22 protein-coding genes and 1 pseudogene are annotated in these 19,633 nt (G+C 45.4%); 16 read left to right on the top strand and 7 right to left on the bottom strand.

Going from position 1 to position 19,633, the window contains the following annotated elements; genetic code table 11:
• Positions 1-34: 34 nt before the first annotated feature.
• From CZ502_RS05130 to CZ502_RS05120, 3 genes are all read left to right on the top strand, one after another.
• Entirely contained in the window at positions 35-1,357 is a 1,323-nt protein-coding gene (locus tag CZ502_RS05130) for a C1 family peptidase (RefSeq protein ID WP_076460197.1), read from the top strand.
• An 82-nt stretch (positions 1,358-1,439) separates the two neighbouring features.
• On the top strand, positions 1,440-2,618 hold the full coding sequence (locus tag CZ502_RS05125; protein ID WP_076460589.1) for an MFS transporter: 1,179 nt from the start codon (positions 1,440-1,442) through the stop codon (positions 2,616-2,618).
• 9 nt (positions 2,619-2,627) lie between these two features.
• Positions 2,628-3,944: a hypothetical protein gene (locus tag CZ502_RS05120; RefSeq protein WP_076460195.1), complete on the top strand. Its 1,317-nt coding sequence runs from the start codon at positions 2,628-2,630 to the stop codon at positions 3,942-3,944.
• Here the strand turns inward: CZ502_RS05120 and CZ502_RS05115 are convergent.
• Both CZ502_RS05115 and CZ502_RS05110 read right to left on the bottom strand, forming a co-directional pair.
• Positions 3,941-4,399 carry a winged helix-turn-helix transcriptional regulator gene (locus CZ502_RS05115; RefSeq protein ID WP_076460193.1) on the bottom strand — a complete coding sequence of 153 codons (459 nt, stop codon included), beginning with the start codon at positions 4,397-4,399 and terminating at the stop codon, positions 3,941-3,943. The genes CZ502_RS05120 and CZ502_RS05115 overlap by 4 nt on opposite strands.
• 76 nt (positions 4,400-4,475) lie before the next feature.
• Positions 4,476-5,078, bottom strand: a complete 603-nt coding sequence (locus CZ502_RS05110; protein ID WP_076460191.1) for a nitroreductase family protein — start codon at positions 5,076-5,078, stop codon at positions 4,476-4,478.
• A gap of 107 nt (positions 5,079-5,185) precedes the next feature.
• Here CZ502_RS05110 and CZ502_RS05105 point away from each other — a divergent pair, with 107 nt between their 5' ends.
• From CZ502_RS05105 to CZ502_RS05080, 7 genes are all read left to right on the top strand, one after another.
• Entirely contained in the window at positions 5,186-5,494 is a 309-nt protein-coding gene (locus CZ502_RS05105; protein ID WP_076460189.1) for a winged helix-turn-helix transcriptional regulator, read from the top strand.
• A 128-nt stretch (positions 5,495-5,622) separates the two neighbouring features.
• The gene (locus tag CZ502_RS05100) at positions 5,623-6,279 is read left to right on the top strand and encodes an NAD(P)H-binding protein (protein ID WP_076460187.1); all 657 of its coding nucleotides are present in this window, start codon (positions 5,623-5,625) and stop codon (positions 6,277-6,279) included.
• Positions 6,280-6,373: 94 nt separating this feature from the next.
• The gene (locus tag CZ502_RS05095) at positions 6,374-6,895 is read left to right on the top strand and encodes a biotin transporter BioY (protein ID WP_076460185.1); all 522 of its coding nucleotides are present in this window, start codon (positions 6,374-6,376) and stop codon (positions 6,893-6,895) included.
• A gap of 120 nt (positions 6,896-7,015) precedes the next feature.
• Entirely contained in the window at positions 7,016-7,252 is a 237-nt protein-coding gene (locus CZ502_RS05090) for a cytochrome b5 domain-containing protein (RefSeq protein WP_076460183.1), read from the top strand.
• A 324-nt stretch (positions 7,253-7,576) separates the two neighbouring features.
• On the top strand, positions 7,577-7,762 hold the full coding sequence (locus tag CZ502_RS10610; protein ID WP_143457272.1) for a hypothetical protein: 186 nt from the start codon (positions 7,577-7,579) through the stop codon (positions 7,760-7,762).
• A 78-nt stretch (positions 7,763-7,840) separates the two neighbouring features.
• On the top strand, positions 7,841-8,368 hold the full coding sequence (locus CZ502_RS05085) for a hypothetical protein (RefSeq protein ID WP_076460182.1): 528 nt from the start codon (positions 7,841-7,843) through the stop codon (positions 8,366-8,368).
• A gap of 20 nt (positions 8,369-8,388) precedes the next feature.
• The gene (locus CZ502_RS05080; protein WP_076460180.1) at positions 8,389-9,186 is read left to right on the top strand and encodes a hypothetical protein; all 798 of its coding nucleotides are present in this window, start codon (positions 8,389-8,391) and stop codon (positions 9,184-9,186) included.
• 199 nt (positions 9,187-9,385) lie between these two features.
• Here the strand turns inward: CZ502_RS05080 and CZ502_RS05075 are convergent.
• Positions 9,386-9,916, bottom strand: a pseudogene (locus CZ502_RS05075) (uroporphyrinogen decarboxylase/cobalamine-independent methonine synthase family protein); the annotation flags it as partial.
• A 389-nt stretch (positions 9,917-10,305) separates the two neighbouring features.
• Here CZ502_RS05075 and CZ502_RS05070 point away from each other — a divergent pair.
• Positions 10,306-10,989, top strand: coding sequence for a DUF554 domain-containing protein (locus CZ502_RS05070; protein ID WP_076460178.1), 684 nt, complete (start codon positions 10,306-10,308; stop codon positions 10,987-10,989).
• Positions 10,990-11,003: 14 nt separating this feature from the next.
• Here the strand turns inward: CZ502_RS05070 and CZ502_RS05065 are convergent, their stop codons facing one another.
• The 3 genes from CZ502_RS05065 to CZ502_RS05055 form a co-directional block, all read right to left on the bottom strand.
• A complete protein-coding gene (locus CZ502_RS05065; protein ID WP_076460176.1) occupies positions 11,004-11,390 on the bottom strand; it encodes a helix-turn-helix transcriptional regulator in 387 nt (128 codons plus the stop codon).
• Between the two features lie 184 nt (positions 11,391-11,574).
• Complete coding sequence (locus tag CZ502_RS05060; RefSeq protein ID WP_076460174.1) at positions 11,575-13,005, bottom strand: C69 family dipeptidase; 1,431 nt, start codon at positions 13,003-13,005, stop codon at positions 11,575-11,577.
• A gap of 60 nt (positions 13,006-13,065) precedes the next feature.
• The gene (locus tag CZ502_RS05055; protein WP_076460172.1) at positions 13,066-13,776 is read right to left on the bottom strand and encodes a winged helix-turn-helix domain-containing protein; all 711 of its coding nucleotides are present in this window, start codon (positions 13,774-13,776) and stop codon (positions 13,066-13,068) included.
• Between the two features lie 114 nt (positions 13,777-13,890).
• On the opposite strand from CZ502_RS05055, the gene CZ502_RS05050 reads away from it, so the two are divergent.
• Genes CZ502_RS05050 through phoU form a run of 5 tightly spaced genes read left to right on the top strand, consistent with a single transcriptional unit; the run spans position 13,891 to position 18,025 of the window.
• On the top strand, positions 13,891-14,763 hold the full coding sequence (locus CZ502_RS05050) for a phosphate ABC transporter substrate-binding protein (RefSeq protein ID WP_076460169.1): 873 nt from the start codon (positions 13,891-13,893) through the stop codon (positions 14,761-14,763).
• A 3-nt stretch (positions 14,764-14,766) separates the two neighbouring features.
• Positions 14,767-15,666 carry a phosphate ABC transporter permease subunit PstC gene (gene pstC / locus CZ502_RS05045; RefSeq protein ID WP_076460167.1) on the top strand — a complete coding sequence of 300 codons (900 nt, stop codon included), beginning with the start codon at positions 14,767-14,769 and terminating at the stop codon, positions 15,664-15,666.
• On the top strand, positions 15,666-16,547 hold the full coding sequence (gene pstA, locus CZ502_RS05040) for a phosphate ABC transporter permease PstA (protein ID WP_076460164.1): 882 nt from the start codon (positions 15,666-15,668) through the stop codon (positions 16,545-16,547). Before pstC ends, pstA begins: the two co-directional genes overlap by 1 nt.
• An 11-nt stretch (positions 16,548-16,558) precedes the next feature.
• Positions 16,559-17,314, top strand: a complete 756-nt coding sequence (pstB, locus tag CZ502_RS05035) for a phosphate ABC transporter ATP-binding protein PstB (protein WP_076460161.1) — start codon at positions 16,559-16,561, stop codon at positions 17,312-17,314.
• Positions 17,315-17,323: 9 nt separating this feature from the next.
• Positions 17,324-18,025 carry a phosphate signaling complex protein PhoU gene (phoU, locus tag CZ502_RS05030; protein ID WP_076460158.1) on the top strand — a complete coding sequence of 234 codons (702 nt, stop codon included), beginning with the start codon at positions 17,324-17,326 and terminating at the stop codon, positions 18,023-18,025.
• Positions 18,026-18,116: 91 nt separating this feature from the next.
• On the opposite strand, the gene CZ502_RS05025 is transcribed toward phoU, so the two are convergent.
• Positions 18,117-19,496 (bottom strand): APC family permease, encoded by a 1,380-nt coding sequence (locus CZ502_RS05025; protein WP_076460156.1) that lies wholly within the window; start codon positions 19,494-19,496, stop codon positions 18,117-18,119.
• Positions 19,497-19,633 lie beyond the last annotated feature (137 nt).

Below are 19,633 nucleotides of genomic sequence, written 5' to 3'. Positions count from 1 at the left end.
GAGAGCCATCAATAACAGAAAAGAAGGGATTACTGTGACAGAAGAACACCATTTAACTGCAGAAATGGTTAATCAATATCAGGAAAAATTTCATGAACGGAAAGATGCGGGCGTAATTGCCCGGGCAATCCAAAAAAACGGGATTAAAAATGCTAGTGAAGACCCAGCGGCGAGCCAACGCCTGCACCGGGCATTCTCCTATGAGATTAAGACAGGGAAGCCAAGCAACCAGCGGCACAGTGGCCGTTGCTGGTCATTTGCGACCCTCAACACGCTCCGGCATAAGTTTGCGAAGAAGTATAACTTCAAGGACTTTGAGCTATCCCAGAACTACCTCTTTTTCTGGGACCGGATCGAGCGGGCCAACATGTACTTCCAAAAGATCATTGCGACCGCTAAGAAGCCGTTACATGACCGGACTGTCGATTTTTATCTCAGCTTTGCCTTAAATGATGGTGGTCAGTGGGCCAACGCTGCTGCCATCATTGAAAAGTACGGGGTTGTTCCCGAATATGTCATGCCGGATACCCACAACACTCGTGATACTTCGGACGTGGCGGAAGTAATGAACTACTTGATGCGCAAGGATGCGTTACAGTTGCGGAAGCTGGTCAATGATGGTGCTGGCGAAGACGAGTTGGATGCTGCTCAGCAAAAGATGATGGCTGACGTGTACAAGATTGCTGCCTACTCCTTTGGTGAACCACCGACGAAGTTTGACCTTGAATTCCGCGATGATGATAAGAAGTTCCACCAGGTCCTTGGCTTAACACCGCTTAAGTTCTACCGGGAATACTTTGGCACCAACTTGAATGATTACGTGGTAATCACCAATGCGCCAGACCATCAATACAACAAGGTGTACGCAATGCCAAGCCAGGACAGTGTTGCTGGAGGAATTCCAATCAAGTTTGTCAATGTTCCGTTTAAGGACTTACAAGAAGCAGCGATGAAGCAATTAAAGGCCGGTGAAACGATCTGGGTCGGCAATGACGTTTTACAACAGATGGACCGCAAGCGGGGCTTGATGGATGCTAAATTGTTCCGCCGGGCAGAATTGCTGGACGTTGACTTTACAATGGATAAGAAAGACCGGCTGGCATCGAAGCAGGCGATGGTATCGCACGCAATGACCTTGACTGGCTTTGACCTCCAAAACGGGGAACCAACCCGGTGGAAGATTGAAAATAGCTGGGGAAAGGACAACGGTGACAATGGCTACTTTGTCATGACCCAGGACTGGTTTGAAGAATACACTTACGAAGCAGTGATCAATAAGAAGTACCTCAGCGCTGACTTGCAGAAGCTTGCTGATAGTAAGCCGGTAACGTTAGCTGCATGGGACTCATTACAATAGCCGCAAAGGGACTGGAAATTTCCGGTCTCTTTTTATATCATTGAATAATTATTAAGATTTTATGAGAGAAGTGGTGCTGACAGTGGCAAAAAAGGAAACAATTTTTACGAAGGACGTTGTCTTGGTGATGGCAGCGTCATTCTTCTTTATTTTTAGCAACATGTACTGTAACCCGTTGATCAACGGTTATGCGCAAGAACTAGGTGCATCAAGCGCGTTTGCGGGAGTGATTGTTGGGATGATGAGTATCGTCGCAATGTTTTTACGCCCGCTTGCCGGCAACATGACTGACCACTTTTCAAAATATGCGCTAGCATTTCTTGGTGGGGTTTTAAGCTTTATCGGCGTCATGGGCTATGTGATTACCCCCAATAGCGGCCTCTTGCTCGTTTTTCGCCTCATTAACGGCCTTGGCTATGTCCTCTGCACGGTCTGCATGACGACCTGGCTATCTTACCTGGTGCCATTTAACCATGTCGGCGAGGCGATGAGCTTTTACGGTTTAATGAATGCGTTGGCGATGGCCTTTGCTCCGGCTGTCTCGATTAACCTCTACCGAGTGATTGGCTACCGGCAGGCGATTATCATTTCAGCGCTTGCTTCATTGCTGATGGTTATTACTGTTCAGTTCGTCGGTAACCGGGCTAAACCAGACCGCCAGCGGGCGAAGCAGTCGGCCGGGCTACACCTAAAGATTATCCAGCGCGATTCATTACCAATCGCCGCGCTGACGGCCCTTTTTGCAATCCCATACTTTGCGACCCAGGCAGATATTGTCGCTTACAGTGAACAACGCCAGCTGTCAATTGCAGTGGGGGCTTATTTCTTTATCTATGCCGTCGTCTTACTAGGGATCCGGCTCTTCTTGCGGAACCAGTTTGATACTGTGCCGTTCCAACCGTGGCTGATTATTAGTACGGTGGCGACCGTCTTTTATTTGGTTATGCTAACGATAATGAAAACGAACTGGGAGATGGCCCTTGCAGCTGCGGGGATGGCTTTTGGCTACGGCTTAATCTATTCCGTCTGCCAGTCAACGGCGATGATGCTGGCTCCAGAAAGTGAGCGGGGTCTAGCTAGCTCGACCTTCTTCCTCGGCCTTGATATCGGGATGACCCTCGGCCCGGTCTTAGGGGGGATAATTGATAGTACGATGCCCGTCAAGTACTTCTACCCGGTGATGCTGGTTATTGTGCCGTTGATTTTGCTGATCTTCTTTGCTAACCGGCAGAAGCTAAATAGTGCGGTAAACAGGCACTAGGGTGGGATAATGAAAAAGTTAGTGAAGTATACGGGCATTTGTAGTCTTTTATTGAACCTGATGCCCTTTATTATTTACCTGTCAATTATCAAACCAGGAAAAGAAATGCTGACGGAAGCATTACCCTTTGCCATTTATTACGGTGTTCGGCACTCAAGTTTGTTGCTATTCCGTGACTTTGAGTATAATACCTGGCGGCTTGGCTGGATTGGGATCTTCAGTGGTGGCTGTGGGTATGCGCTTGGGATGCTTGGTGGCTATAACTCCCTTTTCTTCGATTTATCAGGTATTGGCGCCGGCATTGCTTCAACCCTCTTTCCAGCTGCAATCAACCAGCAAAATCGCTTAATTAAAAACGAATTACTACCGAAGCGGGACCACGTTAAGGCGTGGGGACAACTACTAATTTTATTGTTCTTTTTCGGAATAATGGTGTGGATTAAGCAGCCGGCAGTTAAGTTTGGGGTAATGATGCTTGTCACAATTTTTACTGGAGCAGCATACCGCTACGCCCCTCATTCAGTGGGCCATCCCTTGCCCCGGCGCTTACACTGGTTTAATTATGTTCTGGCGTTAATTTTAATTAGTGCGATGTTGATGCTCCGACTAGGAAGAAATGCTGGAATTGGCCAGCCAGTTGGGTGGGGATTGTTGCTCTTATTTATCTTCTTTTTAACGATGGTTGGAGGAATTATCCTAAACCGGCAAAAAATGTTACACTATCGCCACCATCTACGTTTGCGATTGATGTTATACGGGGTTTGTGGTCAGTATTGGACTCTGTATAGTACGATTTTTATTAGTGTTCTTTACGGGCTGAAAATGTATTACTGGACAATTGTTGCTTATCTGTTTGCGTTTATTGTCGGTGGGCTGGTTGTAAAGAAAACCTGCCAGCTAATGCCGGGTGACGACCAGTTAGTGAGCCTAATTATGATTACGCTCGGGATTGGGTTAACTTTTTGGCTACCTAGCTACTTTGTCGGCGTATTTATTATTCGGAGTTTTGCGAGTGCAGAACGGAAAAACGCGACTGCTGAATACGAGCAAGTTACCCATAATTACAGTATTTCCTACATCATCAGTAATTACTATTATTCGATTACTGGGCTTATCTCCCAGTTTGTGATGTGGGGGAGCCTTTTTCTTGCTGCCGGGTTGACAGGAATGAATAATATCTTGGGGGCTTACACCTTAGGACGAGTGAGCCTGCAAAATAGTGTTGCCATTAATGTTGCCCATGCAGTCCTTGCAATTTATATGATTACTTACATTGTTTTGCTGGCAATTAAGTTAGTCCATGACAAAAAAGCAGGAGAAGCTTAATTTTCATTAGCTTCATCCTGCTTTTTTGTTTGGACAATTTCTTGGCGCCAGTGGTGGAGGTGTTTTTTTGTCACCACACACAGCCCATCGTCCCCAACTTGCTTCATTTCATCAGTGCACATAATTTTGGCGTCCCCCTTGGCGGCGGCACGTTGTTCACCCCAGTAGTTAAGGTAGCGGAGGGCGGAATAGAGGTTCTCACCTTCCGCGGTTAGCCGGTATTCCACGTGGGGCGGAATAGTGTTGAAACTTTTACGTGCAATCAGCCCATCATCAGTCATTTCGCGCAACTGGTCACTTAAGACCTTGTAAGATGTACCTAGTTGCTTAACCAGTTCACTTGGCCGGCGGGGATGACCAGCGAGAAGGTAGAGAATTACCGATTTCCACTTACCGCCAATGATGGCAAGGGCGTAATCAGCACCGGTGTTATACATTTTTGGTTGTTGTGACATCAAAAAAACCCCTCTCCATTTTCCTCTATTATATTACTTTAAAGGAAATAAGTGGTGGCGGGGGATTATAATAGGATTACTTAATTAGTTTGAAAACTTGGTTATCATCAAGGTGGTCCTTAGCACCAGCTGGCGCCTCAATCGAACCAAACGGCATTTCTGCCCGGAGTTGCCATTCGCGAGGGAGGTCAAATGCTTCGTGGATCGCATCGTCGATTAGCGGGTTGTAGTGCTGGAGGCTCGCCCCAATTCCTTGTTCTGCCAGGGCGGTCCAAACAGCTTGCTGGGCACCACCGAGACCTTGTTCGGCCCAGTCGGCAAAGTTGGCCGCATAAGTTGGAAAGTCGTTTTCCAATTGGTGAACGATGGTGGTATCGGTTAGGTAGAGGATAGTCCCGGCACCAGCACGGAAAGTCGCAATCTTCGCCTGGGTCTTCTTAAATGCTTCTGGACTCTTGGCGATCTTTTGGAGGGCGTCCTCGACGATATCCCAGACTTTGTTTGATGCGTCGTTGAAGAGAACGACGGCCCGGACAGTTTGACTGTTAAAGGACGTTGGCGAGTTTTTAATCGTCTCTTTAACGAGGGCAAAGATTTCTTCGGGGCTTTGGGAAATGTTATCGCCGAGGGCGTAGATTGACCGCCGACGGGCTGCTAATTTAACTAATTGTGAATCCATAGTAATCACTCCTAAACATAATATTGTTATCTTACTTACTAATAGTAAACGAAAATAAAATGAGGACAAGTAGTGAATTTTATTTCACCTAGAAAGGAGCGGGAAAAATGACGAAGGATTGCCCGATTGAAAACACCTTAAAACTAATCCATGGTAAGTGGAAGAGCGTGATCATTTACCAGCTATCACAATACCAGCCGTGCCGGTTTAGTGAATTACAGAAATTGATCCCGGAATGTTCTAAGCGGATGTTGGCTCTGCAGCTGAAAGAGTTGGAGAGCGACGGGCTGATTGACAAGCAGGTCTACGCAACCGTGCCACCCAAGACAGAGTATTCCCTGACCGCTGATGGGCAGACGCTTCAGCCAATCATTGCGGCGATGGACCAGTGGGGACGAAACAGCAAAAAAGTTTAAAAGTCGTAAACTGGTGGGGCCGTATGATAACTTACCTGGGGGTAACTATCTTACTAGAAAGTGCTTACTTTTAATAACTAAAAACCGGGGTATACTTGAAAGTAACAAAGATTCAGGAGGTACGAAAGATGGCAAAACAAGTATTAGTTTTAGGGGCAACTGGTAAGATCGCGGGACACGCAATTGATGCCCTGCTTAAGAATAGTGATGCTCACCTGCTCTTATTTACTCGTCACCCACAAAACATGAACGTTGTTGACGATAGTCGTGAAACGGTTATTAAGGGTGACGTGTTGAACATCGGCAGCCTTGAACCGGCAATTGAACAAGCAGATGTTGTTTACGCTAACTTGCGTAACCCAGAAATCAAGCAACAAGCGGAAAATATCGTTAACTTAATGGAAAAGCATGTCGTTAAGCCATTGATTTGGATTTCTTCAATCGGAATCTATGACGAAGTTCCTGGCAAGTTTGGTGACTGGAACAACGAAATGCTCGGTGGCGGCCAAAAGGACAGTTACCTTGGTACCTACCGCAGTGCTGCTGACGTAATTGAAGCCTCAACGCTTGATTACACGATTATTCGGCCAGCATGGTTAACCGATAAGGACGAAGTTGACTATGAGACAACCGAAAAGGGCGAAGACTTTAAGGGGACTGAAGTATCACGGAAGTCGATTGGTTACTTAGTAGCTAAGATCGTCGATGACCCCGCTCCATACGCCCACAAGAACTTAGGGGTAAACAAGCCAAACACTGATGGCGACAAGCCAGCTTGGTACTAAAATTATCTTAAGGCAACTTTTAGTTTAGGCGCTTAACTAAAAGCTGCCTTTTTGTTATACTTTCCTCATCTTAGAGGATAAGTGAGGAAGAAAGTTGAATACAAAAAGGATTACCCAGGATGCCGTGCTGCTGGCTTTATTGATTATTTGTTCGCAATTGGCAATTCCTTTACCGGGAGTGCCATTGACCTTGCAGACCTTTGCGGTTGGCTTGGTCGCAACCTTGTTACCAGTTAGCGATACTTTGCTGGTGATTAGTGGCTACCTTATTTTAGGGGTCAGCGGGTTGCCGGTTTTTGCTAATTACACTAGTGGGATTGGGGTGCTTGATAGCGCAGTCGGTGGCTACTTACTCGGTTTTCTCATCTATGGCTTGCTGACAAGTGGGATCTTAGCCTGGCTTGATTTTTCGCGGATTAATATTATTCTTGCAAACCTATTGGGGGCGACGGTTCAATTGCTAGTTGGGACCCTCTGGCTAATGCAGTTTAGCCACTTAAGCATCGGTGCGGCGATGGTTAGTGGTTTTTTACCATTTGTCGTCCCCGGCCTGATTAAGATTTACCTGGTATTAGTGATTGCTCGCCGCCTTCAAGTAGTTATTAGTTTTAGCTAGTTTGTGAAAAAAGCAAGAATTGGAAAATAAGTAATTATTAAACGAGAGCAAATTTTCCCTTTCGGCGGCGCTTTCATGATATATTAACAATGAGAAATAAGAACAAGGAGGCAGGATGCCATGACAAAGACTTTTACTAAGGAAGAACTACAACAATTCAATGGGCAAAATGGTCAGCCCGCATACGTTGCAATTAACAATACAGTTTACGATGTGACGCATATTCCGGCCTGGCAGGACGGGACACACCATGGCAATAAGGCAGGCCTTGACTTGACTGACATCCTGTTCAAGTTTTCACCCCATAAGGACCGGGTATTAGCAAAACTCCCGGTCGTTGGGAAACTCGCAGAATAGGTGAGTTAACTGCATATTAAAATAGCCCGTTAGCTTCTAGTTTAGAATGCTAGCGGGCTATTTTTGCTCCCGGGCGATAATAGTTTGCTATTTCTTAGTAATCTCAAATTGAAGCTTGCACAAAAATGTGTAAATTTTCATATAAATTCATTATAATCTTTACTTGGAAAATTTATCATTTTGATATTTTAGCCACAACTAAAGCCGAGAGAAATTTTAGCTATGACCAAAATAAAAAGCAAATTATTGGTTAGTACAACTGTTTTAGCAAACCTTGCTTTGTATGATTAGACGATTAATACTGACGCAACTGATTCTAAGTCATTGGATAAGAGAACAGAACAAACAAGAAATGCAAAAGTAGGATTAGTTACAGTAGGAACTGTTAGTCTGGCAACTTTGGGATTAGTCGCTTGGAATTATGCTCGTAAGAAAAAATTAATCAAAAAGGCTAAAAATACAGTAAATAATGTTAAAAGCTTTGCTAAAAAAAACATATCACGTTGTTAGGAAGGCTTATCATAGAACAACTAATTTTATTAAAAAGACTAGGAATAAAGTAAAAAAATTTTTAGGAGGGGAAGATAGATGGAGAAGAGAGCAGTCTGGATTACAATAATTGTTTTGCTTGTATTATTTATCCTTCAAATTCCATTTAACTTTCATAATAATGCATATTATTACGCAACTCATATTCATCATGAGAAGAATCAATACCCGTTTGTAGTACTTTTAAATTCAAATTATCTCCCACAAAGCTATGTTTCTGATTATGGAGTAGAAAATGATGATAAGCGGGGAAGTTATATGGTCCAGATTAGTAAAAAAAGAATTCACACCAATTCTGATATAATTGATCTCACTGATAGTAGTATACTGTATAGTTCGAATTATAATGATGAGAGCTATTATTTAAATGACTGTGCAAAATTTACATTTGCTGAAAATGGAATGATTGATGGTTATTATGGAGAGGGAGTACCACCTAAAAACGCTAAAAAAGTACTGAGACATTCTTTGAATCAAATTCAAGCTGAAATTAAACAAAATTCAGAGAAACCATTAATAAATATTCAATGGCTATGGAATATATGGTTCTCAATGCATTATCGTTAAAATAAGCAGCAAGTCTTTCAATGTACAGAAAGGTACTTGCTGCTCTTGTTTTATTTAAATGGGAACTAGTTGAAGGTGTTCAAACAAGCCATTTTATTACCACATTTCCAGATCAAATTAGAGAGCGGCTGTTCATGATGTTAACTGGTAAAGAACTCACCAATGAACATGGCCTACCTAAAAATCAGGAGCAGTGGTTATTTACGAATGGGTATTATGGCGATTATGTTGTTGATAGTAAAATGAGCAAAGAAGATAAAAATGCGGATCTTGATGTTTATCGGATCACAACTTCCAAAAAGGGAGAGGAGAAGATAATGAAAAAATGGTTAATTATATTAGGAGCATTGTTTGTAGCGCAAATTCCTTTTAATTTGCACTTTCATGCCTATTACTATGCAACGCACATGCATCAACAAAAGAAACAATATCCTTTTGTAACCCTGTTAGGATCTAACTATCTTCCACAAACATACGTTCCTAGTTATAAGGTCAAGAATAAAGATCTTATTGGATCATACTTAGTTACGGTTAAACTTTCAAAAGGAAATAAACTAATTGAATTAGATCACAATTATATGTCTTATTACAATGATACTAAGAAAAAAGATTACTATTTACAGGATTATTACTCATTATCTTTTTCTGACAATGGCTCTATTGATGAAAGTATAAAAGACGGTACTATCCCAAAGAATGCAAATCCTCTTTTATCCCGAAATTTAGAACAAATTCAAGCAGAAATTAAACAAAATAGTAGTCGGCCGTTAATTAATCTTCAATGGTTATGGAATATTTGGTTTAAACATTCAAATTAATTATGGTAGAACGTTCGAAGCTAAATATAATCACTAGTCGATTAGTGATTACTACGGTTAGCATTACGACTGCTAGATTACTGGCATGGCGGAATTGGCGAACTATAAAGCAGGGAGCTAAAATGGCAGCTCAAACTATAATGCATCCAGCAAAAACGATCAAGAAAGTAGTACAAAAAGCTAGAGCAGGGGTAACTTATGCAACGTCGTGGTCTAGCTCGGCCTGGTCTGGGTAGAATTCTTTAGCATTTGCTTGATTTTCTGGTCGTAAAAATTCTTCTAAAAATTGGGCAGGGGCCGGAATTGTCTGCTTTACTTGTGTTCCATGTGAAACATGTGCTTGGGTAAACTTGAAGTGGTCAACAAAGGGATGGTTTTCCCCCCCGGAAATTTTGCCGGTAATCTTAACCGTTTCGGGACGGGTTTCCTCGTCAGCAAAGTGGTACCCCTCTTTAAGAGTGGCCTTTTCAACACCATTCAGTCCCCAGAAGAAGTCAAGGTGCCACCAGCTACGGCGAAATTCACCATCAGTAACAGCTTTTAAGCCCGCTGCTTCTTCTCGATGGATTAAATTGATAATCGCTGTATCCTCGACAGCAGTTAATGCGTCCCGGGTTATCTCACCATTGGCAAACTTTGCACGCGCATCTTTTAATTCTTGGGGTCGGAGGAAACTACCGACGATGTCATAGCGAAATGGGGATGTAGTACGGTTAGTAAATTCAGCCATAATAATCGATCCTTTCTTTGGTGGTGGGTTCAGGAATTGAAGCAAAATAAAACGTCCCTAAGAAGAGTATTACCACTCTTCTTAGGGACGTTGATTAATCATCATAATTAACGTGTTACCACCCTAATTTGATAGCATCTTACAATGCTATCCTCTGTAGGTACAACTGTTGATACCTAGACGTTTTATCGGTCGTCAATCGTTGACAGTTTACTAATTGCTCGCTGCCTTATTTGCTCCAAGACCATCTTCATCTTCTTCCTCCATCGCAGCTCTCATCTCTTCTAAGCGATTTCTAATTTAATTGTAATTATCTTAGTTTGCTTTAATGCTTTTGCCAAGAAAATCAAGTAAAATAAAATTTGAGTTTTAAAATGGGAGGGAAACTGATGATTGGAACACTTGCCAATGTTATTGCTATCTTAATTGGGACCTCACTGGGATGTCTCTTAAAGGGCGGGATTAAGAAACAGTATGAGGAGGCCCTCTTTATCGCGATGGGACTGGCTGCCCTTGGAATTGGCTTGGAAAACGTAGTTAATAACATGCCGAAAAGCCACTACCCGGTCCTGTTTATTGTCAGCCTCGCCGTTGGTGGGGTCCTGGGAACCTGGTGGCAAATTGATGGTCGCTTTAATGGCCTGGTTAACCATTTCGGCGGTGGCTCCCAGCTCGGGAAGGGGATTGCGACCGGAATCTTGCTTTACTGTATTGGGGCGCTCTCAATTGTCGGCCCGGTGATGGCAGCGGTAAAGGGTGATTATACGATGCTGTTTACGAACGCGATGCTTGATTTGATTACGTCGATGGTCTTTGGCGCCAGCTTTGGGTGGGGGATGTTAGTCTGTGCGCCCGTTCTTTTCTGCTGGCAAGGTGGAATCTACTTAATCGCTAAGTACTTGTCCGCGGGGTTCTTTAGTAATCCCCTAGTGACCGAGATTTCGATTGTCGGTGGCTTCTTGATCGCCACGACCGGCATTAGTTTACTGAAGCTGCGGGATATTAAGACGCTGAATTACTTGCCGGCGTTGCTAGTGCCGATTGTCTTTTTTCTTGCGAAGATGTGGATTTAAGAATGCCTTTGTTATTACTTTTGAAATGAGCCAATGAATGCGGCAATTGTGGCGATAAGCGCGATAATTACCCACCAGTAGCGAGCAAGGAATTCCCAACCGTTAGCAATTGATTGGTGGTGCCATTCTTGATCATTTCGATTGCTTTGTAGGTAGTAATCGACCATTTTATTGATTGTTGATTGGGTAGGTTGGGGACGTTTAGCGCGGACCAGTTCGTCGAGACTAACCTGCAGAATTTCAGCAAGTTCAATGATGCGGTCTAAATCGGGAATTGCGGTCCCGTTTTCCCATTTTGATACAGACTGACGGGAAACGTTTAATTTATCAGCCAGCTGGCCTTGTGAGATGCCGGCTTCTTTGCGTAATAACGGTAGTTGGGTTGCTAACTTGTTTGTCATAATGAAAAGACTCCTTCCAAAATTACTGGGATAATCTTACCCAAAAACATTAGTAGCAACAAGCACTTGAGAGGATTTGTTTAGCAACTGCTGGTTTACATTATGGTGTAGCAGAAAATTTCCTGGGAAATACTTAAAAGGGAACCAGTGCGTCGTTGTGATCGCACTGGTTCCCTTTTAATGTTTATAAGTTTGGATCCATCTTAAAGGTTAGCTTTGATAATTCTGTTCCCTGGGTCATTAATTCAAAGAGAAGTTCTTTTGCTTTGGCGTTGCAATATTTCGCAATTTCGTGGTTCTGGGCGGTCAGGTAAGTCGTTAGTTGTTTGCCATCAAGGGTCTTTGCGTGTTGATCGACTTCGGCAATCTTCCGCCGGCACCATTCGCCAAGTTCTTTTTGGAAGTCTTCGTCTGCTTCATCGAATTCATGGTAGTGGGCTTCGACAACCATCGCGAGGGCTTCGTTTAACCAGAAAGCACTGTCGAGATCCATCTTTGCCGGGAGTTCGCGATAAGAAACGTCGGTATCATCGGCATTAGCAAAAAACGGCACATAGGCACAGAAACTCGGCACCCCAAATTCGACCCATTGGACAGCCGCGTGCTTTTCATCAACGTTATTTCGCATCTGCAGGATGTGGGACTGGGCAGTTCGGGAAAGGGAAATGGCTCGGTAAACTTTCCGGTCGTGCTCACTCCCGTCACCCAGGGGATCGTACTTAGTTTCGTTGTAGTGGGATTTCAAGATATATTGAATATCTTCGACCGTGATTTTTCGCTCTGGCTTGCGGATAAATGGCATATCTGGTGATTCTGGCGTTTGCGCGGCGGCCGCTGTTGGGTTGAGGTAGCGCTGGGCAAACCAGACCCGTGGTGTGTTGTAGTGGTGGTCCTTTTTCGTGTTGGTCCCGAAGATGTGGCGGAAATTCCACTGGTCATGGTCCGGGTTTAAGTGGTGCTTTTCAACGAACTCTTGGATATTCGGTGACCACAGATAGTTGGCGGGGTCATTGAAATCAATTTGTTCAATGGCGATCTGGTTAGCGGCAACGGCGTAGCAATCATCGGGAATGCGAACCGCAACCCATTGGTGACCAGTCGCAATTTCCATGTACCATACCTCATTTTGATCGTTGAACTGGACACCGTTACCTTCGGCAGAGCCATACTGTTCGACCAGCTTACCGAGATATTCGACCCCTTCTCTTGCGGAGTGGATAAATGGTAGGACCAGGGTCGTCATTGAGTCTTCCGCCAGGCCGTTTTTAACGTAGGGGTCATAAGCAAGGACCCGGTCGTTAGCGTAAACACTTTCCGTAGCACTTTCGCCAACGTTTGCTTCGTTAAAACCATCTTCTTCGTTTGGCCCGGCAGTCTGGTCACCACTTGGAGTTGCGGTGTAGCGCATCCCGTCGGCGGGTAGTTTGACCGTGAGCTTGTTGTAAGGGGAGATATAGGTTTCGTTTCGTCCACTGACCGCTGGTTGGACGATGAACCGCTTGGGTTCGATTGCCTTTACCCGGTCTTCGTTGCGGGCAATGAAGGTCGAGCCATCAATTGAGGCCTTCTTGCCCACCATAACAGAAGTGCAGGCAGATTCTCTAAAACGTGTCATTAAATCAAATCCCTTCAAAGTAAAGCTATGTTATCTTAATCTACCCTTCTATTTTACACTTTAAACTAACTTGTAACCAAAACCACGGACAGTTAGCAGGTGGGTTGGCTTGTGGGGGTCGTCCTCTAATTTATCGCGGAGGTGGCTGATGTGGATGTCAACAATCCGGGAAGTATCAAGGATATCGTAGCCCCAGACGCCGTTGACCAGTTGTTCCCGACTTAGGACTTGCCCCTGGTGGTTAATCAGGTAGGAGAGAAGTTGGAACTCCTTAGGGGTAAGGGTGATTTGCTTGCCATTTTTGCTGATTGCGTAGTTTTGCTGGTCGATTTGCCAGTCCCCGGTAGTGATAACCGGAGCCGTGGCTGTTGTTTTACTTGCGGCCGACCTCTTTGCTTTCAGCCGCTGGTAGAGCCATAGTCGCTGCTCAATTTGCGGCCGGACGACATCCCGAATAAAGGGAAAGAAGATGACATCATCAACCAAGGCCCGGTAAAGCTTGCGCTGGATTCGTTCGGTGATTTCCGGGGTGAAGACGGTGATTGGCCCGTTTACTTGTTCGCGGACCAGGGTCATCGTTGCGATTGTCGTATCAAGTGAGACATCTGCTAGGTCCCACCAAATGCCAGCAAAGGCGCGGTGCTCTAACTCGACGACCAGGCCAGTTGGGGTAGTCACTTGGACGAATTCCCAGTGTGCTTTTTTACAGAGGGCTTTTAGTTGTTGGACGAGCTCTTGATTTTGGCTCAGCAGTAAGAAGGGGTTTGTCATAAATTGTTCTCCAAGATTTACACAACTTTTACAATTGGAAGATTAAATGTTTACATCGGCTTGTTACTCTATTTGTATCATAGGAAATCAGCGAAGACAACTAAGGAGAACGGGATGAAAAAAACAATAATCGCAACTGCCTTGATAGTGCTTGTCGTTGCACTCGGCAGTGGGTGGGTTGCTGCCAAAAAGCAACCACCACAACAAAAAGTAACCATTGTTGGCTCAACGGCCTTACAACCATTAGCGGAGGCAGTTGTAGATGTATACCAGGCCAAGCGCCCCCAAACTAGCATTACCGTCCAAGGTGGTGGTTCGGGAACCGGACTGAGCCAGGTCCAGGAAGGGGCGGTTAACATCGGGTCATCGGATATTTTTGCTGACCAGCAAGATGGCATTGACGAGAAAAAATTGCGCGACCACATCGTTGCGGTTTCCGGAATCGTGCCGGTAGTTAATAAGGAGCTGGGAATCAAAAACCTCAGCTTAGACCAGCTGCGTCAGATCTTTACTGGCAAAATTACCAATTGGCAGCAGGTGGGCGGGCCGGACTTACCAATCACCGTGATTAACCGGGCCAATGGTAGTGGAACCCGGGTGGCATTTGAACAGTCGGTCTTTAAGCCGGGAAGCCACGCTGTTAATGCGCAGGAACAAGATTCAAACGGGACTGTCAAGGAGATTGTCGCTAACACGCCGGGGGCAATTTCTTACATTTCATTTTCCTACCTCAATAATACGGTCCAGCCCCTAAAAATTGACGGTGTCCGGCCAACCGCCACGAACGTGACAACGAACAAGTGGCCATTATGGTCGTATGAACATATGTATACGCAAAAACATCCTAATAAGGCAACCGCAGAATTTATCAAGTATATGCAGAGTAAGCAAGTGCAGGATACATTGGTTGAAGAAGCTAACTATGTCAATATCCACGACATGCAGGTCACGCGGACGCCTACCGGAACGGTCAGTGAAAGGAAGTAGCCGATGGACAATTTAAGAAAAGAGTTATTACGGCCCTCAGCCGAGAGTAAGCAGGAAGTGTCAGGGAAAGTTGTCAGTTACTTTGCGATTCTCCTGATCGGTGGTCTCGTTGGCACAATCTTAATCTTCTTAACGGTTAAGGGAATTGCCCTCTTTACTGGAAATCATTTTTCGCTCAGAGAATTTTTGACGGGGGTTAATTGGCAGCCGGGCCACCACCATTTTGGCGCTCTCCCGATGATTACAACCTCGTTTAGTGTGACTGTCTTTTCTGGACTGGTCGCCCTCCCCCTTGCGTTAGTTGTGGCGATTGCTATTACGGAGATGTTGCCATCACGGGTCTACAAGTTCTTCCAGCCAGTCATTGAGTTGCTGGTCGGGATCCCGTCAGTCGTCTATGGTTACCTGGGCTTAACGGTTATCGTACCGCAGCTCCGGCAAATGTTTGGTGGGACGGGCTTTGGAATTTTAGCGGCTACCTGTGTGCTCTTCTTGATGATTTTACCGACGATGACGTCGATGACGATTGATAGTTTGCGTGCGGTCCCGCAGAGCTACCGGCAAGCGTCGACTGGCCTCGGGGCAACGCGGTGGCAGACAATTTCTCGGGTAATATTGCCGAGTGCAAAAAGCGGTATTTTAACTGCAATGGTGTTTGGAATGGCCCGGGCGTTTGGTGAGGCGTTGGCTGTCCAGATGGTAATCGGGAACACCACCGTAATGCCAAAGGGCGTGATGGAGTCTGCCGCAACCTTAACCAGTGTCTTGACCACCGGAATCGGTAATACAGTAATGGGGACAGCGGCTAATAACGCCCTCTGGTCATTAGCGTTAATCCTGCTGATAATGTCGCTTGCCTTTAACTTATTAATTCGGTTAGTGAGCCGGAAAGGAGTGCGCTAATGCATCCAGAAAAAGTTGATAAATTAGCAACGGGGATAATCCTAACCTTGGCGGGAATCGTGGGTTTAGTGATTTTGAGTCTGCTTGCCTATATTTTAGCAACGGGAATTCCTCATGTTTCCTGGGACTTTTTAACTTCTAGTGCGGAGTCCTTCCGGGCTGGTGGTGGGATTCGTGACCAACTATTTAATTCTCTGTATTTAGTGGTCTTAACGATGATTGTTTCAGTCCCGTTAGCATTGTGTGCCGCAATTTATCTCAGTGAGTATGCCCCGGATAACCGGTGGACAGGCTTGCTGCGGTTGGCAATTGAAGTTTTAAGCTCATTACCATCAGTTGTGGTGGGCCTTTTTGGCTACCTTGTCTTTGTTTTACAGTTTGGAATGGACTTTTCACTGTTGGCGGGGGCCTTGGCGTTGACAATCCTCAACCTACCAATCTTAACGCGGAGCTGTGAGGATGCCCTGCGGCAAGTGCCGTACTTGCAGCGGCAAGCGGGTCTCGGCTTAGGAATGTCAAAGTGGCGGGTAACGACCAAAATTGTCTTGCCAGCAGCACTACCGGGGATCATCACCGGGGCAATCTTGAGTGCCGGGCGAATTTTTGGGGAAGCAGCCGCGTTGATCTACACCGCGGGACAAAGCTCACCAGCAATTGATTATGGTGATTGGAATCCCTTTAGTCCAGCGAGCTTTCTAAATCCAATGCGGCCGGCAGAAACCCTCGCCGTGCATATTTGGAAGGTTAACAGTGAAGGACTCGTCCCGGATGCCCGGGCCGTCTCGAATGGTTCAGCGGCCGTGTTGATCATTACGATCCTATTATTTAATTTAGTTGCCCGCTACCTCGGTTACTTGATCAAGAAGAAGTTGACAAAATAAGGAGAAAGCAAATGCAGAATTCAGTTGCACTAGAAGCAAAGCAGTTAGCAGTTTTCTATGGTGAAAAACAGGTCGTTTATGATGTGTCATTGAAGTTCCCTGCTAACCAAATTACCGCCTTGATTGGCGCGTCTGGTTCTGGGAAGTCGACGGTTTTACGGAGCCTTAACCGGATGAATGACGATGTGGCGACGGTTAAGGGGGAGATTAACTTTCACGGCCTAAACATTAATGAGCCGAAAGTAAATGTATACCGGGTCCGCCAACAAATTGGGATGGTGTTCCAACAACCGACTCCTTTCCCGTTGTCAATTTATGAAAACGTGATTTACGGCCTCCGCTTAGCCGGGGAGAAGAATAAAGAGGTATTAGACCAGCGGGTGGAGGAAAGTCTTCGCCAAGCAGCTTTATGGGACGAGGTAAAGGACCAGTTAAAAGAGAGTGCTTTGGCGCTTTCCGGGGGGCAGCAGCAGCGGCTTTGCATTGCGCGGACGTTAGCCGTACGGCCAGAAATTATCTTAATGGATGAACCGACCAGTGCCCTTGACCCAGTATCAACTTCGCAAATTGAGGATACTTTAGTACAATTAAAAGAAAAGTTTACGATTATCATGGTGACCCATAATATGCAGCAAGCATCCCGGTCCGCGGACTGGACAGCTTTTATGCACCAGGGACACCTGGTTGAATTTGATAAGACGGCTAATATCTTTATGAACCCCCAAGAGCAAAAGACGGCGGATTACCTTAGCGGGAAATTCGGTTAGGAGGATAATATGGGTGCAATATTTGATGATGAACTACGGCGGCTGAGAAGTCACTTTATGGAAATGGGGATTGATGCCAGTGAGCAGATATACCAGGCAACCAAGGCGTTTACGGAAAAAGATACGGAACTAGCCCAAAAAGTTCTGAATAATGACTTGAAAATTAATAACGAAGAAGTCAGCCTGGAAAAGCAGGCCTTAAAACTAATGGCCCTTCAGCAACCCGTTGCCAGTGACTTCCGGAAGATTATTAGTATCTTAAAGGCTAGTAGCGATGTTGAACGGCTCGGGGACTACGCGGCTCATATTGCCCGGGCAGCAATTAGCTTGAGCAAGCGTGATGACAACCCAGCAATTGAACAGCAGATTGAAGAGATGATGATGCTTGTTCGTCAGATGCTAGAAAAGGTCCTGGATGCGTATGTTTACACCGATGAGCAAAAGGCATACGAGGTAGCAAACGAGGACTTAAAGGTTGATTTGATCTATGTCCAACAACAAGATGCAATTATGCGGGAGCTCGCTGCTGGCGGCCAGGAGGTAAAGACCTATGGCAACTACTTATCAGTGATCCGTTACTTAGAACGGGCGGGCGACCACATCGTTAACTTGGCTGAATGGATCATTTACAGTGGGGCAGGTAAGCTGGTGGAATTAAATCCTGGGAAAGCAGACCCAACGATGGTCCAGCGGGAGTTGAAAAAGAAGTAGGTAAAGCGGAACTACAATCTGTGAAAAGTTCTGTCAGTACATTACTAAATAAAAAAGCGGCTAGCGAGAAATTTTCGCTAGTCGCTTTTATTTAGTTTTTCGGAATGCCACTTTCGTCACTGAAGTTAAATTTATCGGCGTGTCGTAAGGAGTAGCCGAAGTAAACAATCAAGCCGACCGCGACCCAGACGAGGTATGTTAACCAGGCGGTTGCGGAAATGCTGACAAGTAAGACGATACAGATCAGGATTGAACAGATCGGAATGACGTTACCAAACGGCACCTTAAATGGCCGCTTTAGTTCAGGATAGCGGTAACGGAGGATGATGACGATCAGGGAGATTAATGCGAAGACGACCAGTGAACCGATGTTGGCAATCAGTGCCAGGTAGTGAAGGTCAAATTCACCTGCGAGGATTGCTGAAAGAATCCCGATTAACCAGATTGCCCGGTTGGGACTTTGTGTTTTTGCATTGGTCTTTGCTAGTCCTTGTGGTAAGAAGGCACTGCGGCTCATTGACTTCATAATGTTTGAGCCAGCGTAGATAAAGGCGAAGACGACCGCCATGATCCCGAGAACCGCCCCTAATGAGACGATTTCCGCAACGTACTTATGTCCCTTGATGATCAGCACGAAGGACATTGCTTCCGATACGTTTAGCTCCTTGTATGAAACAACTCCCGTCATGACCAGGGATACCAGGATGTAAAGGGCAGTTGAAATAACGAGACATAAGATTATTGCCCGGGGAATATTTTTCTCGACGTTTTTGGCGTCTTCTGCCGATGTTGCGAGGGCGTCAAAGCCGAGGAAGGAGAAGAAAACTGCCGAAGCACCAGTGAAGATTCCCCCGTAACCATAAGGAAAGAAGGGGTGCCAGTTAGCCGGGTTGACGTGGCGGACGCTGACGACGATGAATAGCAGGATGATGAAGATCTTAACGCCCACCAAGAAATTATTAACGACTTTACTCTCGCTAGTCCCCCGTGTCAGGATAATTGTCATTAAGAAGATCATCAGGACGGCTGGCAGGTTGATAATCCCCCCCGCGGCAGGATTGACTAGGAACTGGTGCGGGAGGTTAACCCCGAGAACCTCTAAGAATGATTGGACATAGCCGGTCCACCCGTTAGCAACTGTCGCGGTAGTTGTGACGTAGACCCCGATCAAGGTCCAGCCGGCAAGGAAGGCAACGAATTTTCCGATTGATACCCAGGCATAGTAAAAGGCACTTCCGGAGTTCGGGAGGCTAGTAGTTAATTCAGAATAACAAAGCCCAATTAACCCACTAGCGAGGGCGGCAATGAGGAAGGAGAAGACAATCGCGGGTCCCGAATCTTCTGCGGCAACGATTCCAGTTAAAACTAAAATCCCTGTACCAATAATTGCGCCGATTCCTAAGACTGACAGGTCGAGGAGGCCAAGTGTTTTCTCTTTTTCTCCGTGACCCTTCTGCGGTTGACTTTCCATAAGCATCGTATTCCTTTCTAATTTTCTCTGTTAAACGTATACTTTATGAAGTTTACATTAAAAAATAATTTGAAGCAAATTAATCACCCCATAAAATGACAATTCTCTTAGATATTTAGGGGGATTAATCATAAAAT

Source organism: Limosilactobacillus caccae, assembly GCF_900156885.1.
Taxonomy (GTDB): Bacteria; Bacillota; Bacilli; order Lactobacillales; family Lactobacillaceae; genus Limosilactobacillus; species Limosilactobacillus caccae.
This window is presented reverse-complemented; position numbering and strand designations above follow the sequence as displayed.

Excerpts from the sequence above, each read along its gene's own strand:
- pstB (WP_076460161.1), top strand. The coding sequence starts at position 16,559 with ATGCAGAATTCAGTTGCACTAGAAGCAAAGCAGTTAGCAGTTTTCTAT.
- CZ502_RS05115 (WP_076460193.1), bottom strand. The coding sequence starts at position 4,399 with ATGTCACAACAACCAAAAATGTATAACACCGGTGCTGATTACGCCCTT.
- CZ502_RS05090 (WP_076460183.1), top strand. The coding sequence starts at position 7,016 with ATGACAAAGACTTTTACTAAGGAAGAACTACAACAATTCAATGGGCAA.
- CZ502_RS05065 (WP_076460176.1), bottom strand. The coding sequence starts at position 11,390 with ATGACAAACAAGTTAGCAACCCAACTACCGTTATTACGCAAAGAAGCC.
- phoU (WP_076460158.1), top strand. The coding sequence starts at position 17,324 with ATGGGTGCAATATTTGATGATGAACTACGGCGGCTGAGAAGTCACTTT.
- pstA (WP_076460164.1), top strand. The coding sequence starts at position 15,666 with ATGCATCCAGAAAAAGTTGATAAATTAGCAACGGGGATAATCCTAACC.
- CZ502_RS05070 (WP_076460178.1), top strand. The coding sequence starts at position 10,306 with ATGATTGGAACACTTGCCAATGTTATTGCTATCTTAATTGGGACCTCA.
- pstC (WP_076460167.1), top strand. The coding sequence starts at position 14,767 with ATGGACAATTTAAGAAAAGAGTTATTACGGCCCTCAGCCGAGAGTAAG.
- CZ502_RS05085 (WP_076460182.1), top strand. The coding sequence starts at position 7,841 with ATGGAGAAGAGAGCAGTCTGGATTACAATAATTGTTTTGCTTGTATTA.
- CZ502_RS05110 (WP_076460191.1), bottom strand. The coding sequence starts at position 5,078 with ATGGATTCACAATTAGTTAAATTAGCAGCCCGTCGGCGGTCAATCTAC.
- CZ502_RS05120 (WP_076460195.1), top strand. The coding sequence starts at position 2,628 with ATGAAAAAGTTAGTGAAGTATACGGGCATTTGTAGTCTTTTATTGAAC.
- CZ502_RS05100 (WP_076460187.1), top strand. The coding sequence starts at position 5,623 with ATGGCAAAACAAGTATTAGTTTTAGGGGCAACTGGTAAGATCGCGGGA.
- CZ502_RS05105 (WP_076460189.1), top strand. The coding sequence starts at position 5,186 with ATGACGAAGGATTGCCCGATTGAAAACACCTTAAAACTAATCCATGGT.
- CZ502_RS05050 (WP_076460169.1), top strand. The coding sequence starts at position 13,891 with ATGAAAAAAACAATAATCGCAACTGCCTTGATAGTGCTTGTCGTTGCA.
- CZ502_RS05080 (WP_076460180.1), top strand. The coding sequence starts at position 8,389 with ATGTACAGAAAGGTACTTGCTGCTCTTGTTTTATTTAAATGGGAACTA.
- CZ502_RS05060 (WP_076460174.1), bottom strand. The coding sequence starts at position 13,005 with ATGACACGTTTTAGAGAATCTGCCTGCACTTCTGTTATGGTGGGCAAG.
- CZ502_RS05025 (WP_076460156.1), bottom strand. The coding sequence starts at position 19,496 with ATGGAAAGTCAACCGCAGAAGGGTCACGGAGAAAAAGAGAAAACACTT.
- CZ502_RS05055 (WP_076460172.1), bottom strand. The coding sequence starts at position 13,776 with ATGACAAACCCCTTCTTACTGCTGAGCCAAAATCAAGAGCTCGTCCAA.